The sequence below is a fragment of the Streptomyces sp. NPDC088746 genome (genome assembly GCF_044751065.1).
Taxonomy (GTDB): domain Bacteria; phylum Actinomycetota; class Actinomycetes; order Streptomycetales; family Streptomycetaceae; genus Streptomyces.
Genome location: NZ_JBIVLA010000012.1, coordinates 97,993 through 112,144, shown reverse-complemented (window position 1 = coordinate 112,144; position 14,152 = coordinate 97,993). Strand labels below are relative to the sequence as shown.

Annotated in this window: 15 protein-coding genes; 11 read left to right on the top strand and 4 right to left on the bottom strand. The window is 71.2% G+C overall.

Annotated elements, in window-relative coordinates:
• Positions 1 to 48: 48 nt before the first annotated feature.
• Positions 49 to 549 (top strand): NUDIX hydrolase, encoded by a 501-nt coding sequence (locus tag ACIP63_RS35670; protein WP_401524441.1) that lies wholly within the window; start codon positions 49 to 51, stop codon positions 547 to 549.
• Positions 550 to 599: 50 nt separating this feature from the next.
• The gene (locus ACIP63_RS35665; RefSeq protein WP_401524438.1) at positions 600 to 1,094 is read left to right on the top strand and encodes an FBP domain-containing protein; all 495 of its coding nucleotides are present in this window, start codon (positions 600 to 602) and stop codon (positions 1,092 to 1,094) included.
• 30 nt (positions 1,095 to 1,124) lie between these two features.
• On the opposite strand, the gene ACIP63_RS35660 is transcribed toward ACIP63_RS35665, so the two are convergent.
• On the bottom strand, positions 1,125 to 1,823 hold the full coding sequence (locus tag ACIP63_RS35660) for a GntR family transcriptional regulator (protein ID WP_401524435.1): 699 nt from the start codon (positions 1,821 to 1,823) through the stop codon (positions 1,125 to 1,127).
• 189 nt (positions 1,824 to 2,012) lie between these two features.
• Between ACIP63_RS35660 and ACIP63_RS35655 the strand changes: the two genes are divergently transcribed.
• Genes ACIP63_RS35655 through ACIP63_RS35645 form a run of 3 tightly spaced genes read left to right on the top strand, consistent with a single transcriptional unit; the run spans position 2,013 to position 5,418 of the window.
• Complete coding sequence (locus tag ACIP63_RS35655; protein ID WP_401524432.1) at positions 2,013 to 3,038, top strand: amidohydrolase family protein; 1,026 nt, start codon at positions 2,013 to 2,015, stop codon at positions 3,036 to 3,038.
• Positions 3,039 to 3,094: 56 nt separating this feature from the next.
• Complete coding sequence (locus tag ACIP63_RS35650) at positions 3,095 to 4,015, top strand: amidohydrolase family protein (RefSeq protein ID WP_401524430.1); 921 nt, start codon at positions 3,095 to 3,097, stop codon at positions 4,013 to 4,015.
• A 44-nt stretch (positions 4,016 to 4,059) separates the two neighbouring features.
• A complete protein-coding gene (locus tag ACIP63_RS35645) occupies positions 4,060 to 5,418 on the top strand; it encodes an MFS transporter (RefSeq protein WP_401524428.1) in 1,359 nt (452 codons plus the stop codon).
• Here ACIP63_RS35645 and ACIP63_RS35640 read toward each other — a convergent pair.
• Genes ACIP63_RS35640 through ACIP63_RS35630 form a run of 3 tightly spaced genes read right to left on the bottom strand, consistent with a single transcriptional unit; the run spans position 5,402 to position 8,405 of the window.
• Positions 5,402 to 6,217: an ABC transporter ATP-binding protein gene (locus ACIP63_RS35640; RefSeq protein ID WP_401524426.1), complete on the bottom strand. Its 816-nt coding sequence runs from the start codon at positions 6,215 to 6,217 to the stop codon at positions 5,402 to 5,404. The genes ACIP63_RS35645 and ACIP63_RS35640 overlap by 17 nt on opposite strands.
• Before the next feature lie 8 nt (positions 6,218 to 6,225).
• On the bottom strand, positions 6,226 to 7,323 hold the full coding sequence (locus tag ACIP63_RS35635) for a FecCD family ABC transporter permease (protein ID WP_401524423.1): 1,098 nt from the start codon (positions 7,321 to 7,323) through the stop codon (positions 6,226 to 6,228).
• On the bottom strand, positions 7,320 to 8,405 hold the full coding sequence (locus ACIP63_RS35630; RefSeq protein ID WP_401524421.1) for a FecCD family ABC transporter permease: 1,086 nt from the start codon (positions 8,403 to 8,405) through the stop codon (positions 7,320 to 7,322). The genes ACIP63_RS35635 and ACIP63_RS35630 overlap by 4 nt, the downstream gene beginning before the upstream one ends.
• 159 nt (positions 8,406 to 8,564) lie before the next feature.
• Between ACIP63_RS35630 and ACIP63_RS35625 the strand changes: the two genes are divergently transcribed.
• Genes ACIP63_RS35625 through ACIP63_RS35600 form a run of 6 tightly spaced genes read left to right on the top strand, consistent with a single transcriptional unit; the run spans position 8,565 to position 14,151 of the window.
• Positions 8,565 to 9,548: an ABC transporter substrate-binding protein gene (locus ACIP63_RS35625; protein ID WP_401524418.1), complete on the top strand. Its 984-nt coding sequence runs from the start codon at positions 8,565 to 8,567 to the stop codon at positions 9,546 to 9,548.
• Complete coding sequence (locus ACIP63_RS35620; protein ID WP_401524415.1) at positions 9,545 to 10,333, top strand: 2,3-dihydro-2,3-dihydroxybenzoate dehydrogenase; 789 nt, start codon at positions 9,545 to 9,547, stop codon at positions 10,331 to 10,333. Before ACIP63_RS35625 ends, ACIP63_RS35620 begins: the two co-directional genes overlap by 4 nt.
• A 58-nt stretch (positions 10,334 to 10,391) precedes the next feature.
• Positions 10,392 to 11,591, top strand: coding sequence for an isochorismate synthase (locus ACIP63_RS35615; RefSeq protein WP_401524412.1), 1,200 nt, complete (start codon positions 10,392 to 10,394; stop codon positions 11,589 to 11,591).
• Complete coding sequence (locus tag ACIP63_RS35610) at positions 11,588 to 13,237, top strand: (2,3-dihydroxybenzoyl)adenylate synthase (RefSeq protein ID WP_401524409.1); 1,650 nt, start codon at positions 11,588 to 11,590, stop codon at positions 13,235 to 13,237. The genes ACIP63_RS35615 and ACIP63_RS35610 overlap by 4 nt, the downstream gene beginning before the upstream one ends.
• 48 nt (positions 13,238 to 13,285) lie before the next feature.
• A complete protein-coding gene (locus ACIP63_RS35605; RefSeq protein ID WP_401524406.1) occupies positions 13,286 to 13,918 on the top strand; it encodes an isochorismatase family protein in 633 nt (210 codons plus the stop codon).
• 5 nt (positions 13,919 to 13,923) lie between these two features.
• Positions 13,924 to 14,151 carry a phosphopantetheine-binding protein gene (locus ACIP63_RS35600; protein WP_401524403.1) on the top strand — a complete coding sequence of 76 codons (228 nt, stop codon included), beginning with the start codon at positions 13,924 to 13,926 and terminating at the stop codon, positions 14,149 to 14,151.
• Position 14,152 lies beyond the last annotated feature (1 nt).

The following is a 14,152-nucleotide window of genomic DNA, read 5'->3' as shown; positions in this document are numbered from 1 at the left end:
GAGGGGGACCGCGTCACCCGTGCCGTCCAGCTGGGGGAAGAGCAGCGCATGACCACCGATTCCGCGAACGTCCCGCCCCGGAACTCCCGCCCTCCGCTCGCGCAGGCCGCCTTCGGCGTGGGTGTCGTCGTGCAGGACGGCTCCGGCAGGATCCTGCTGGGAAGGCACCGCGGCGGCACCTGGGAGCTGCCCGGCGGCAAGGTCGACCCGACCTTCGAGTCGGTCGCGGAGGCCGCCGCCCGCGAACTGCGTGAGGAGACTGGACTGCGGGTGCCCGTGGACGCCGTCACCGTCTTCGCGATGGTGCACGACGTGGCGGGCGGCATCAACAGGATCAGCATGGCCGCGCTGGTGAGGGTGGATTCGGCCGTACCGCAGGTCACCGAGCCGCATCTCGTCGGCGAGTGGCGGTGGACCGACCCGGAGGAGCTGCCGGGTCCCCTGTTCGACCCGTCGGCGCAGATCCTGGCCGTCTGGCGCCCGGATCTCGCCGTCGAGCATCCGGCGGCCCATCACCTGCGGGTCTCATCGCCCCTGGATCCGGCCTAGTACAGATAAACATTTGCCTAGGGCTCATAGGCAGAGTTAGCGTCGAGTCCATGAGAGCCGTCAGTGAGCAGGACATCCGAGCGTCGTTCGTCAACTGTTCCAAGGGAGAGGCGAAGCGCCTGCCGCTCCCCCGCGATCTCGACGAGCGCCGCTGGGACGACCTGGACTTCCTCGGCTGGCGCGACCTCTCGGCTCCGGACCGGAGCTACATCGTCACCGAGCTGCGGGGCGAGCTCACCGGCATCACGCTCCGCTTCCCGTCCCAGCAGCGCGGCTTCCTGCACCGCAGCATGTGTTCGGTCTGCCTGACCACGCACCCGGGCAGCGGGGTCTCGCTGATGACCGCCCGCAAGCGGGGACAGGCGGGCAGGGACGGCAATTCGGTGGGCATCTATCTCTGCACCGACCTCGACTGCTCGCTCTACGTACGCGGCAGGAAGACGCCGGCCCCCGGCGGGCGCTTCGAGGAGTCCCTCACCGTCGAACAGCAGATCGAGCGGACGCGGGACAAGCTCACCGCGTTCCTGGACCTGCTCGCCGCCTGACCGGGCGGGACCGGGTTCGGCCTCGCCCGGTCAGGCGAGGCGGACCGGGGCCGGGGTCTCCCGCAGCGCCACGATGACACTCTCGACGTGCGCCCGCGCGGCGGCCTCGGCCGCCTCCGGGTCGCCGGCCAGGACAGCGTCGATGATCGCCAGGTGCTGCGGCAGCGACTGCGCCGGACGCCCGGGGCGCAGCGCGAGACGGAACTGGTAACGCACCATCTGGCCGTTCATCCGCTCGAGCAGGGCCTGGGCGACCTTCTGCCCGCCGGCCTCGGCGATGCACTCGTGCAGCCTTCGGTTCAGCACCGAGTAGGCGTCCGGGTCGCCGTCCTCCACGGCCCGGCTCATCGCCGAACCGAGACCCTTCAGCTCCTGGCGCACCTCGTCCGAGGCGGACTGCGCCGCCCGCCTGGCACACAGGCCCTCCAGCAGGGCCCGGCACTCGGTGATCTGGATCGCCTCCTCGACGGAGATCACCCGCACCCGCGCCCCGCGCCGCGGGATCAGCTCCACCAGGCCCTCGGCGGCCAGGTCCTGCAGCGCTTCCCGCACCGAGCTCCGCGTCGCACGGAAGACCTCGGACAACTCCTGCTCCACCAGGCGCTGCCCCGGCACCATGTCGCCTGCCGCGAGCGCCTCCCGGATACCGCTGGAGACCGCGCTCCGGCCTGTCCGGCCGGTGACCTGATTCGCCGTCACCCCTCCGCCTTCCGTACATCGTCGGGACATCCTCGCCGCCGCGCGCACCGCACGCGGGGGCACCAGTGATGATGCCTGAAACTTTCTCGTCAGGCATATTGTCAACAATTTCATCGACGGTTACGGTGGCGTGAACAAACGGGCAGGACGGGTCGGCGAGGAGACCTCCGGCTGCGTACCCGCCGGCACCACACGCAGGCGCTTCGAAGAGGAACAGCGATGATCATCGACTGCCACGGCCACTACACGACGGCCCCACCCGCGCTGGAGGCCTGGCGGAATCAGCAGATCGAGGGGCTCGGGAACCCGTCCGTCTCCCCGCGGAGGGCCGATCTGAGGATCAGCGACGACGAACTGCGCGAGACCATCGAGTCGAACCAGCTGCGGCTGATGGACGAGCGCGGCATCGACATGACGGTCTTCTCACCCAGGGCGTCCTTCATGGCGCATCACATCGGCGATTTCGACACCTCCGCCGAGTGGGCGGCCCTCTGCAACGAGCTGTGCTTCCGTGTCAGCCGGCTCTACCCGGACCGCTTCGTCCCCGCCGCCATGCTTCCGCAGTCCCCGGGCGTCGATCCCGCCACCTGCGTTCCCGAACTCACCAGGTGCGTCGAGGAGTACGGCGCCGTCGCGCTCAACCTCAATCCGGACCCGTCCGGCGGGCACTGGACCTCCCCGCCCCTCACCGACCGCTCCTGGTACCCCCTGTACGAGAAGATGGCCGAGTACGACGTCCCGGCGATGGTCCATGTCAGCACCAGCGTGAATCCCGCGTTCCACACGACGGGGGCGCACTATCTGAACGCCGACACCACCGCGTTCATGCAGCTCGTGCAGGGCGACCTCTTCAGGGACTTCCCCACACTCCGGCTGATCATCCCCCACGGCGGCGGCGCCGTCCCCTACCACTGGGGCAGGTTCCGCGGCCTGGCGATGGCGCTCGGGAAGCCGCCGCTGGAGGAGCACGTCCTGGGCAACGTCTTCTTCGACACCTGCGTCTACCACCAGCCCGGCTCGGACCTCCTCTTCGACGTCGTCCCCACCCGGAACATCCTCTTCGCCTCGGAGATGATCGGCGCCGTCCGCGACATCGACCCCCGGACCGGCCATCACTTCGACGACACGCGCCGCTACGCCGATGCCGCCGGGCTCTCCCCGGACCGGCTGGCCGACATCCAGGAACACAACGCGCGCTCCGTGTACCCGCGCCTGGACGCCCTGCTGAAGCGTCAGGGCCGCTGAACACGCGGGCGGACCCACGCCCCGCCTCTCCCCCCCATGTGCCTTCAGGAGATTCCATGAGTGTGCGTTCCCCGAAGACCCCCGGCTGGCTGGACTGGCATCAGGACCCGTCCGTACCGGCGTTCCGGCTTCCGGCCGGCACCGTCGACGCCCACTGCCATGTGTTCGGGCCTCAGGACGAGTTCCCCTTCGCCCCCGAGCGCAAGTACACGCCCTGCGACGCCGGAAAGAGCCGGCTCGCGGCGCTGCACGGGCATCTGGGCGTCAGCCGCGCCGTCATCGTCCAGGCCACCTGTCACGGTGCGGACAACACCGCCATGACCGACGCGGTCCGCGCGGCCGGTGACCGGGCACGCGGCATCGCGACCGTACGTCCGGACATCTCCGACGCCGAACTGCGCGAGCTGCACTCGGCGGGCGTGCGCGGGGTCCGTTTCAACTTCCTCCGGCGACTGGTCAACACCTCCCCGAAGGAGGACCTGACCACGATCGCCGAGAAGATCGCCCCGCTCGGCTGGCACATCGTGCTCTACTTCGAGAGCGCCGATCTCCCCGAACTGGGGGACTTCTTCGGCTCCCTGCCCGCCCCCCTCGTGGTCGACCACATGGGCCGGCCGGACGTGAGCCTGCCGGTGGACGGCCCGCAGTTCTCCCGCTTCCTCCGGTTCGTCGACGCCAACGACGTCTGGGTGAAGGTGAGCTGCCCCGAACGCCTCAGCGTGACCGGGCCTCCCGCCCTCGACGGCGAGAGGCGCGCCTACGCCGATGTCGTGCCCTTCGGCCGCCGCGTGGTCGAGGAGTTCGGGGACCGGGTGCTGTGGGGCACGGACTGGCCCCACCCCAATCTCACGGACCACATGCCCGACGACGGCCTCCTCGTCGACCACGTGCCGCGGATCGCGGTCACCCCCGAGCAGCAGCACCGGCTCCTCGTCGGCAACCCGATGAGGCTGTACTGGCCCGGCGAAGGCGTCTGAGGCCCCTCCCCGCCCGCACCCGCACTCCGACAGGGACCGTCCCCATGCAGCACGCCAATGCGGCGAACCGGCTGGACCGGCTGCCGATCTCCCGCTTCCACAAGACCACCCTGCTGGCCGTGGCCTTCGCGTACTTCTTCGAGTTCGCGGACATCAACAGCTTCGCGACCACCGCCCCCAAGCTCATCGACCTCTGGGGCGTGACGGTCGATCAGGTCGCCTACGTCACCTCGCTGTCGTTCGTCGGCATGTTCATCGGTTCCATCGTCGCGGGAGCCCTCGCCGACCGGTGGGGCCGCAAGAAGACCCTGCTGCGCACCACCCTGTTCTTCGGTTTCTTCTCGTTCGTCTCGGTGTTCTCGTGGGACATCGTCTCGCTGGGCGTCTTCCGGGTGCTCACCTCGGCGGGCCTTTCGGCGATGACCGTCGTGGCGGTCATCTACGTCAACGAGATGTATCCCGCCGCCGTGCGCGGCAAGTACCAGGCGTACGCGATGGTCATCGGCATCTGCGGCACGCCGGCCACCAATCTGATCGCCAGTCTCGTCGTCCCGCTGAGCGACTGGTCCTGGCGGCTGGTCTACCTGTGGGGCGCGCTCGGCATCCTCCTCGTGCTGTTCTCCAGGCACCTCAAGGAGTCGCCCCGCTGGCACGAGAGCAGGGGTGACCACGCCGCGGCCGACGCGGTCCTGCGGGAGATCGAGGCCACGGTGCGCGCCGAGAGGGGGCCGCTGACCGAACCGGCGGAGCCCGTCGAGGAGCCCCCGGCGGTCAAGGCCCCGCTGCGTCTGCTGCTGCGGAAGAGGTACCTCGCGCCGACGCTCCTGCTCACCGTCCTGTGGGTCACGCAGACCATCGGCTTCTTCGGCTACTCCAGCTGGGCGCCCACCCTGCTCTCCAAGGAGGGCTTCAGCGTCGAGAAGTCCGTCTTCTACGTCGCTCTCACCACGGTCGGCGCGCCCCTCGGCTCCTATCTGGCCTCGCTGGTCACCGACCGGTTCGAGCGCAAGTGGTGTCTCGTCGCCTTCGGCACCGTCATCGCGGTGTGCGGTCTGCTGTACGGGCTGACGTTCGACCCGATCCTGATCGTGATCTTCGGTTTCCTGGTGAACCTCTTCGAGCGCGGCTACACCGCCCTCGCGTACGCCTACTCCCCCGAGCTCTTCGACACCCGGAGCCGCTCCCTGGGGACGGGCATCACCTACGGGATCGGCCGGCTGTCGAACGCCGCGGGTCCGCTGATCATCGCGGCGCTGTACAACCGCAGCGGCTACCAGAGCGTCTTCTACTTCATCGCGGGCGTCTGGATGGTGGGAGCGGTGGCCCTGGCCGTGTTCGGCCCCCGGACCCGGCCGTCCCGGACGGCCGTGCGGAAGCAGAGCCCCGTCACGTCCGCGTCGTGAGCCGGCTCCTCGGCACCACGACCGGTGAGGCGTCACCCGGTGCGCTGAGTATGTCGGCGTCCACCCCGTAGAGCTCCTTCACCAGTGCCTCGTCGACCGTCGCGGCCGGCTCGCCCCGGGCGACGACCCGCCCGTCCTTCATGGCCACGAGGAGATCGGCGTAGCGGGCCGCGGCGGCCAGGTCGTGCTGCACCATGACGACGGTGCGGCCGGCGGCGGCGACCTCCCTCACCAGCTCCAGGACCTCGACGGCGTGGCCGAGATCGAGGGCGCTGGTGGGTTCGTCGAGCAGGATGACCGGGGTGTGCTGGGCGAGGACCATCGCGAGCCAGCACCGCTGGCGCTGGCCTCCGGAGAGCCTGTCCAGGCGCTCGGCGGCCAGTTCGGTCGTCCCGGTGGCGTCGAGTGCGTCGCGTACGGCGTTCTCGTCCTCCTTCGACCACTGGCGCAGCAGGCCCTGCTGGGGGTGGCGGCCGTAACGGACGAGGCCGGCCACCGTGACGGCCTCGGGTGCGCGCGGTGACTGGGGCAGCAGTGCGACGCGGTGGGCGGCCCGGCGCCTGCCGATCTCCCAGATGTCCACGCCGCCGACCCGGACGGTCCCCGACTCGGGCCGGTGCAGGCGCGCAACGGTGCGCAACAGGGTCGACTTCCCGCACCCGTTGGGGCCGACGATCGCGACGACCTGTCCGGCGGGGACGGTGAGGCCGACGTCCTCGACGACGGGGCGGCCGGGGTATCCGGCGCGGAGCGCGGTGACTTCGAGGCCGGGGGCGGTCTCGTGTGATGCGTCGGGCATGGGGTTGGTCAGACCTTTCCGGTGGCACGGTCCGGGCGGAAGAGGACCCAGAGCAGGAAGGGGCCGCCGAGGACGCTGGTGACGACGCCGACGGGCAGTTCGACGGGGGCGGCGACCCGCCCCAGGGCGTCGGCGGCGGCGATCAGGGCCGCGCCGGTCAGTGCGGAGCCGGTGATCGGGACCCGGGTGGGTCCGGCCATCCGCTGGGCGAGGACCGGGGCGGCGAGTGCCACGAAGGCGATGGGTCCGCCGACGCCGACGGCCGTGCCCGCGAGGGCGACGGCGAGGGCCAGTGCGCCCGCGCGCAGCCTGCGCAGGTCGACGCCGAGCGAGGCCGCCACGTCGTCGTCGAAGCGCAGGAGTTGCAGCCGGTGGCCGACGGCCAGGGCGAGCGGCACGAGGACGAGCAGGACGAGCGCCAGCGGCGTACCGACGCCCCAGTCACGGCCGTTGAGGCTGCCCACGGCCCAGAGGAAGACGCCGCCCGCCGTGTTGTCGTTCTCGCGGGACATGATCAGGTCGCCCACCGCGCCCAGGAAGGTGGAGACACCGATGCCGGTCACGAGGACCCGGTAGCCGGCGCTCCCGGCCCCACCCGCGCACAGGACGACGATCGCGGCTGCCGCGACGGCGCCGATCGGGCCCAGCCACCAGTCGCCCACCATGCCGGTGGTGGAACCGGCCGCGGCTGCGACGACGGCGGCGGTGGCACCGTCGTTGACACCGACGAGGTCGGGTGTGGCGAGGCGGTTGCCCGCCAGGGTCTGGGTGAGGCAGCCGGCGATGCCCAGTGCGGCACCGACGAGGAGGCCGGCGAAGACGCGGGGCAGCCGGAAGTCCCGCACGATCATGACCGTGCCCGGGTCGCCCGTACCGAGAAGCCCGGAGAGGGTTTCCGACAGGCTCATTCCCGTTGAACTGGCCATCACCGCGAGGGCGACGAGGACGGCGACGACCGGCAGGAGGACCGCGGCGGTGAGCGCGCTACGGCGCGGGAGGAGCCAGGAGAACGGGCCCCCGCGCAGCACGGTGCTGTCGGGGGGTGTCACGTCGGTGGCACCGCCGCGGGGTGCCGTCCCGCCGGTCGTCTTCTTCAGCTCGCTCATGCCCCGGCCCCCGCGGTGGAGAGGCGGGAGGAGCGGGCGATCCAGACGAGCAGCGGGCCGCCCACGAAGGCGAGCAGGACGCTGACCGGTGTCTCCCAGGGCCGGATCACGACCCGGGCGAGGATGTCCGCGAGGATCATGATGTCGGCGGCGATCAGCGCGGAGAGGACGAGTTGGGCCGTCATGCGGGGCCCGGTCAGCGCCCTCGCGGCGTAGGGGGCCAGCAGGCCGAGGAAGGCGACGGGCCCGGCCACGGCGACCGCGCAGCCGGCGAGCAGCGAGACCGCTCCGGCGACGACGAGCCGGATGCGGCCGGGGTGGTGCCCGAGCGAGCGGGCTCCGTCGTCCCCGAGCCCGAGCGCCGAGAGCGGGCGGGCGCAGCCGAGCGCGGTGAGCAGGCCGAGCGCCACCAGCGGCAGCAGGGGGACGAGATCGGAGGTCTCCACGCCGGCGAGCGAGCCGATCGTCCAGTAGCGGTAGGTGTCGAAGGTCGACTGGGTGCCGAGCAGCACATAGGAGGTGCAGCCGTGGAAGGTGGCGCCCAGTGCCGATCCGGCCAGGACGAGACGCAGCGGTGAGCCCGCCGTACGTCCCGAACCGGCGAAGAGCAGGACGACGGCGCTCGCGGCCATGCCGCCGGCGAGCGCCCAGACGAGCAGGGCGCCCGGGGAGTGGGCACCGAAGAAGGTGAGTCCGAGGACAACGGCGAACGCCGCTCCGGAGTTGACGCCCAGTAGGCCGGTTTCGGCCAGCGGATTGCGGGTGGCGGCCTGGAGCAGACAGCCGGCCGCACCGAGGCAGGTGCCCACGAGGACGGCGGCGAGGGTGCGTGGGAGACGTACGTCCATGACGGCCAGCCGGATCTGGGCGTCGTCCCGGGCGGCGGGGTCACCGAGAAGGAAGTCCCAGGCGCGCTTCGCAGGGCTCTCACCGGTGCCGATGACGAGGGAGAGGAGCACCAGGGCCACGAGGAGAAGCAGAAGTCCCGTGGTGACCCAGGGGGTTGAGCGCCCCTGTGCGGGGGGAGTTTCGGATGGGCGGGATCCGGCTGACCTTGGCCGACCCCCTTGCGCGATGGACATAAGGTTAGCCTAACCTAAATGCACTCGTCCGGTTCTGGCGGGTCATGGGTACGCCTATGCCCTGACGTGGCACGATGTGTACCGCTTCTCTCCGATTCAGGTTTCGGAGGGCGCCCGCCGGAACTGGATTCGTCTGAACGCAAACGGAGATCCAAGGCCATGGCGCCGTATTCGCCCCCCTCGTCCCGCGGTATCGCACGCCCTGTCATATCGGCGGCCCTGCTCACACTTGGCGCTCTCACCCTGAGCGCCTGCGGATCCGAGGACACAGCCGCGTCCGTCGACTCGGGCGCGGCGGCCACGACGACCCAGGTCACGGACGCGACCGGGACGAAGGTGAAGGTGCCGGCCGCTCCGGAGCGCGTGGTCGCCCTCAGCGAGATGGACCTGGACGCGTCGCTCACCCTGGGCGTCGAGCCCGTGGGACTGACCGCGGGACGCGGCCAGAAGGGCGCCCCCCGGTACCTGGCGGACCAGGCGAAGAGCATCCCGGTGGTGGGCGCGGTCACCGGCCCGGACATCGAGAAGGTCGTGAAGGCGAAGCCGGACGTGATCCTGGCCGGGCAGCTCGCCGACGAGCAGGTGCTCGCGCAGCTCCGGAAGGTCGCGCCCACCGTCGTCACCATCGACGGCACCAAGGACTGGAAGAAGTCCCTCGAACTCACCGGCACGGTGCTCGGCAGGTCCGACGAGGCCGAGAAGTTCCTCGCCGAGTACGGGACGAAGGCCGCCTCCCTCAGGACCGACCTCGGCTCGCAGGCCGGCGCGAGCGTCTCCGTCGCCCGCTACTCGGCCAAGGGCACCGCGGTCATGCAGCAGGGCGTCTTCATCAGCGACGTCCTGAAGGACCTCGGCTTCGAGCGCCCGGGCATCCAGGACGACAAGGGCGAGGGCCACTCGACGCCGCTGAGCGACGAGAACCTCGACGAGATCGACGGCGACTGGCTGTTCATCGGCTCCCTCGACGCCGGCACCGACGCCGACCTCCTCGCCGAGCTCGCGAAGAAGCCCGCCTACCAGCAGCTGGGCGCCGTGCGTGACGAGCACGCGACGGTCGTCGACGGGACCAGGTGGACCAGCCTCGGTGGTGCGCAGGCAGCCGTCTCGGTGCTCGACGACATCCGGAAGGCGATGGTCAAGTGAGCGCCGAGCGGGAACTGACCGGCCGGCTCGCCCTCGTGACGGGAGCGGGACGCGGCATAGGCGAGGCGGTCGTACACGCCCTCGCCGGCCGCGGTGCCCGCGTCATCGCCACCGACCTGGCCCCGGACGGCATCGCCGCACTGGAGAAGACGTACGACGGACAGGTGACCGCACGCACGCTCGACGTGACGGACCCCACGGCCGTCGAAGACCTCGTCGCGGAGGCCGAGGAGACGCTCGGCCCGCTGGACATCGCGGTCAACGTGGCCGGCATTCTCCGTGGTTCGCCCGTCGCGGACCTGTCGGACGAGGAGTGGGCCGCCACCTTCGCCGTCAACACCCACGGGGTGTTCCACGTGTCGCGGTCGGTCTCGCGCCGGATGACCGGGCGCGGTTCGGGCAGCATCGTCACCGTGGCCTCCAACGCCGCCGGCATCCCCCGTACGAACATGGCGGCGTACGCGGCCTCCAAGGCCGCGGCCGTGATGTTCACCAAGTGTCTCGGTCTCGAAGTGGCGCCCCTGGGTGTGCGGTGCAACACCGTCTCCCCCGGATCGACCCTCACCGACATGCAGCGCGGCATGTGGACCGCGGGGGACGAGGAAGCGGCCGCCCGCCGCGTCGTCGAGGGGGACGCGGCGGCCTTCCGCACCGGTATCCCGCTCGGCCGGATAGCGGACCCCTCCGACATAGCCGACGCGGTCGCCTTCCTGGTGTCCGACCGTGCGCGTCACATCACCATGCACGACCTGTACGTCGACGGCGGTGCCACCCTGCGGGCCTGAATCCCGCCCCTCCCCGTCATCCTGCCGGCGCTCGAGCCCTCCCCACTGGAGACCACCCATGTCTGCCTCTCTGCGCGTCCCCGCCGCTCCTCCCCCACTGGACTCCCCCGGCGCGGCCACGGCCCTGCTCGAGGCCTACCGGCCCGGCACCGACCGCTTCCTCGCCACACCCCGGCACACCCTGCTCGGCTCCGGCACCTCCGCGCTGGTGCCGCACGACCCGCGGCCCCTCCCGCTGCGGGTGCGGAAGACCCTGGACGCCGCCCGGCGCGCGGGCGACCCCGCCCCGGTCGTCGTGGGCTCCGTACCGTTCGCGCCCGACGGCGAAGCGGCACTGGCCGTCCCGGAGACCGTCCGGTGGGCGACCGCCCTGCGGGAGGACCCGCTCATCGCACTGCACGGCTCCGACGCCGGTCAGGGCGACGCCTGGCGGATACGTGAGGTACCGGCCGCGGAGGAGTACTCCGCGGCGGTCGCCGCCGTGGTGGAGCGGATGCGCGCCGGTGAGTTCGACAAGGTCGTCCTCGCCCGCACGCTGGAGCTGACCTCGGCGCGCGACCTCGATCTGCCCGCCATGCTGAGCCGGCTGGCACGCCGTGACCCGGACGGCTACACCTTCGCCGTGCCCAGCGGTCCGGGCCGTACGCTCGTGGGCGCGAGCCCCGAACTCCTCGTGTCCCGCCGCGGCAACCGGCTCGTCGCCAACCCGCTGGCCGGATCCGCGCAGCGCAGCGGGGATCTGGCCACGGACGTCCGCCGGGCGGCCGCGCTGCTGGATTCGCCGAAGGACCTCCACGAGCACGCGGTCGTGGTCGATGCCATCCGCGAGGCGCTCGCACCGCTCTGCGTGAGCCTGGACGTGCCCGAACGCCCCACACTCGTACGGACCGCCGCCATGTGGCACCTGTCGACGACGCTGACCGGGGAGCTGCGCGACCCCTCGTCCACCGCCCTGGACCTGGCGTCGGCCCTGCACCCCACTCCCGCGGTCTGCGGCACGCCGACCGATGTGGCCCGGCAGGTCATCGCGGAGTCCGAGCCCTTCGACCGCGGCGCGTACACCGGCATGGTCGGTTGGCAGAACGCGGACGGCGACGGCGACTGGGTGGTGACCATCCGCTGCGCCGAGGCCGAGGGCCGCACCCTGCGGCTGTTCGCGGGCGCGGGCGTGGTGGCGGAGTCCTCGCCGGCCGCCGAGACGGCGGAGACCGCGGCCAAGTTCCGTACCTTCCTGAGCGCAGTGGGAGCCGCCCTGTGACCGCCCTCCAGTCATCCGACGCGCCCACCTGGCCCGCGGAGTTCGCCGAGCGCTACCGGGCCGCGGGCCACTGGCGCGGGGAGACGTTCGGCGGTGTGCTGCGCGAGCGGGCCGCCGCGCACCCGGAACGCGTCGCGGTCGTCGACCCGGCCCCCGGACGCCGGGAATGGACGTACGGCGAACTGGACGAGCGGGCCTCCCGGCTGGCCGCCGGGTTCTCGGCGCGCGGCATCCGCGCGGGCGACCGGGTCGTCGTACAGCTCCCGAACATCGCCGAGTTCATCGAAGTCGTCTTCGCGCTCTTCCGGATCGGCGCCCTGCCGGTCTACGCGCTCCCCGCACACCGGGAGACGGAGATCGAGTACTTCTGCTCGTTCACCGAGGCCGTCGCCTACGTGGTCCCGGACCGGCACGCCGGCTTCGACCACCTCGCGCTCGCGTCGAAGGTCAAGGAACGAACACCGACCCTGAAGCACGTCTTCGTCGTCGGCTCGCCGGGCGAGCACACCGCTCTGTCCGAGGTGCCGTGCGCGCCCACCGGGACCGGGTACGAGCCGGAGCCGCACGATCTCGCGTTCCTCCAGCTGTCGGGCGGCACGACGGGCGTTCCCAAGCTCATCCCCCGTACGCACGACGACTACATCTACTCGCTGCGCGGATCCAACGAGATCTGCGGCGTCGACGGTGACACCCGCTACCTCGTCGTGCTCCCCGCCGCGCACAACTTCCCGATGAGCTCACCGGGCTGGCTCGGAACGCTGTACGCCGGGGGGACCGTGGTCCTGTGTCCGCGCCCCGATCCGGCGACGGCCTTCCCGCTCGTGGAGGGCGAGCGCGTCACGATGACCGGGATGGTGCCGCCCCTCGCACTGATCTGGACGGAGGCCGCCCCCGGCGCCGAGCACGACCTGTCGAGCCTGGAGCTGATCCTGGTCGGCGGCGCCAAGTACAGCGAGGCGGCCGCCCGCAGGCTGGAACCGGCGCTGGGCTGCAAGCTCATGCAGGTCTTCGGTATGGCCGAGGGTCTCGTCAACTACACCCGCCTGGACGACGATGACGAGACCGTGGTCACCACGCAGGGCCTGCCGATCTCCGAGGACGACGAGATCCGTGTCGTCGACGACTCGGACGTGGACGTGCCGGAGGGGGGCTTCGGGCATCTGCTGACCCGCGGCCCGTACACGATCCGCGGTTACTGGCGGGCGCCCGAGCACAACCGGAAGTCCTTCACGGAGGACGGCTTCTACCGCACCGGTGACATCGTGCGCCGCACCCCGACGGGCCACCTGGTCGTCGAGGGGCGCGCCAAGGACCAGATCAACCGGGGCGGTGAGAAGGTCGCGCCGGAGGAGATCGAGAACATCATCCTGGGCCATCCGTCGGTGCACGACGTGTCCGTCGTGGGTGTCGCCGACGCGTACCTGGGCGAACGCACCCTGGCCTACGTCATCCTGCGCGAGGGCGCCGAGCCGCTGAAGCCGGCCGCGGTCAAACGTCTCGTGCGTGAACGCGGTGTCGCCGCCTACAAGATTCCCGACCTCGTCGAGTTCGTCGAGGCGTTCCCGCAGACCGGGATCGGCAAGGTCAGCAAGAAGGGGCTGCGCACCGACGCGGCGCCCGGCCCCGCCGCACCCGGTCAGCACTGAGATCAGCACCGAGTTCCGCCCAGAGCGGTACCGAAAGGTTCCACCCCCATGGCTCTTCCCGCCATCGCTTCCTACGTACTGCCGACCGAAGCCGAACTGCCCGCGAACCGCGTGGACTGGACGGTCGACCCCACGCGGGCCGTGCTCCTGGTCCACGACCTGCAGAACCACTTCCTCGGCGCGTTCCCGCCCGGCGAGCAGCCGCTCACCGGCATGCTCGCGAACACGTCCCGGGTCATCGAGGAGTACCGCCGCCTCGGTGTGCCGGTCGTCTACTCGGTGCAGCGCGGGGGTCAGACGGCGCAGGAGCGCGGTCTCCAGCTCGACTTCTGGGGGCCCGGTGCCGCCGACGACCCCGAGGCGCTGGCGATTCCCGGCGCCGTCGCACCGGCGGACGGCGACACCGTGCTGACCAAATGGAAGTACAGCGCCTTCGTGCGCACAGAACTCGAGTCCCTGCTGCGTGAGTCCGGCCGCGACCAGCTGGTGATCACCGGTGTCTACGCGCACATCGGGGTGCTCATGAGCGCCTGCGACGCGTGGATGCGCGACATCCAGGCCTTCGTGGTCGCCGACGCCGTGGCGGACTTCTCGCGCGAGGACCACGACATGGCCCTGCGCTGGGCCGCCGGCCGCTGCGCTGTCGTCACCTCGACCGACGACCTCCTCAAGGGGGTCTGAACACCGTGGCGCTCACCCTTGAACTGATCCGTCACGATGTCGCCGACGCCCTCGGGGAGGACCCCGCGGACATCCCCCTCGACGAGAACCTCCTGGACTACGGCCTGGACTCGGTCCGCATCATGTCGCTACTGGGACGCTGGCGCCGGGACCACGGTGTCATGGCGGACTTCGCCGATCTCGCCGAGCAGCCCGCCATCGACGTCTGGGCACCACTGCTGGAGGCCGCGTGAC

Bases quoted from the DNA above. Each gene is read 5' to 3' on its own strand.
- ACIP63_RS35670 (WP_401524441.1), top strand. From the start codon at position 49: ATGACCACCGATTCCGCGAACGTCCCGCCCCGGAACTCCCGCCCTCCG.
- ACIP63_RS35665 (WP_401524438.1), top strand. From the start codon at position 600: ATGAGAGCCGTCAGTGAGCAGGACATCCGAGCGTCGTTCGTCAACTGT.
- ACIP63_RS35660 (WP_401524435.1), bottom strand. From the start codon at position 1,823: ATGTCCCGACGATGTACGGAAGGCGGAGGGGTGACGGCGAATCAGGTC.
- ACIP63_RS35655 (WP_401524432.1), top strand. From the start codon at position 2,013: ATGATCATCGACTGCCACGGCCACTACACGACGGCCCCACCCGCGCTG.
- ACIP63_RS35650 (WP_401524430.1), top strand. From the start codon at position 3,095: ATGAGTGTGCGTTCCCCGAAGACCCCCGGCTGGCTGGACTGGCATCAG.
- ACIP63_RS35645 (WP_401524428.1), top strand. From the start codon at position 4,060: ATGCAGCACGCCAATGCGGCGAACCGGCTGGACCGGCTGCCGATCTCC.
- ACIP63_RS35640 (WP_401524426.1), bottom strand. From the start codon at position 6,217: ATGCCCGACGCATCACACGAGACCGCCCCCGGCCTCGAAGTCACCGCG.
- ACIP63_RS35635 (WP_401524423.1), bottom strand. From the start codon at position 7,323: ATGAGCGAGCTGAAGAAGACGACCGGCGGGACGGCACCCCGCGGCGGT.
- ACIP63_RS35630 (WP_401524421.1), bottom strand. From the start codon at position 8,405: ATGTCCATCGCGCAAGGGGGTCGGCCAAGGTCAGCCGGATCCCGCCCA.
- ACIP63_RS35625 (WP_401524418.1), top strand. From the start codon at position 8,565: ATGGCGCCGTATTCGCCCCCCTCGTCCCGCGGTATCGCACGCCCTGTC.
- ACIP63_RS35615 (WP_401524412.1), top strand. From the start codon at position 10,392: ATGTCTGCCTCTCTGCGCGTCCCCGCCGCTCCTCCCCCACTGGACTCC.
- ACIP63_RS35605 (WP_401524406.1), top strand. From the start codon at position 13,286: ATGGCTCTTCCCGCCATCGCTTCCTACGTACTGCCGACCGAAGCCGAA.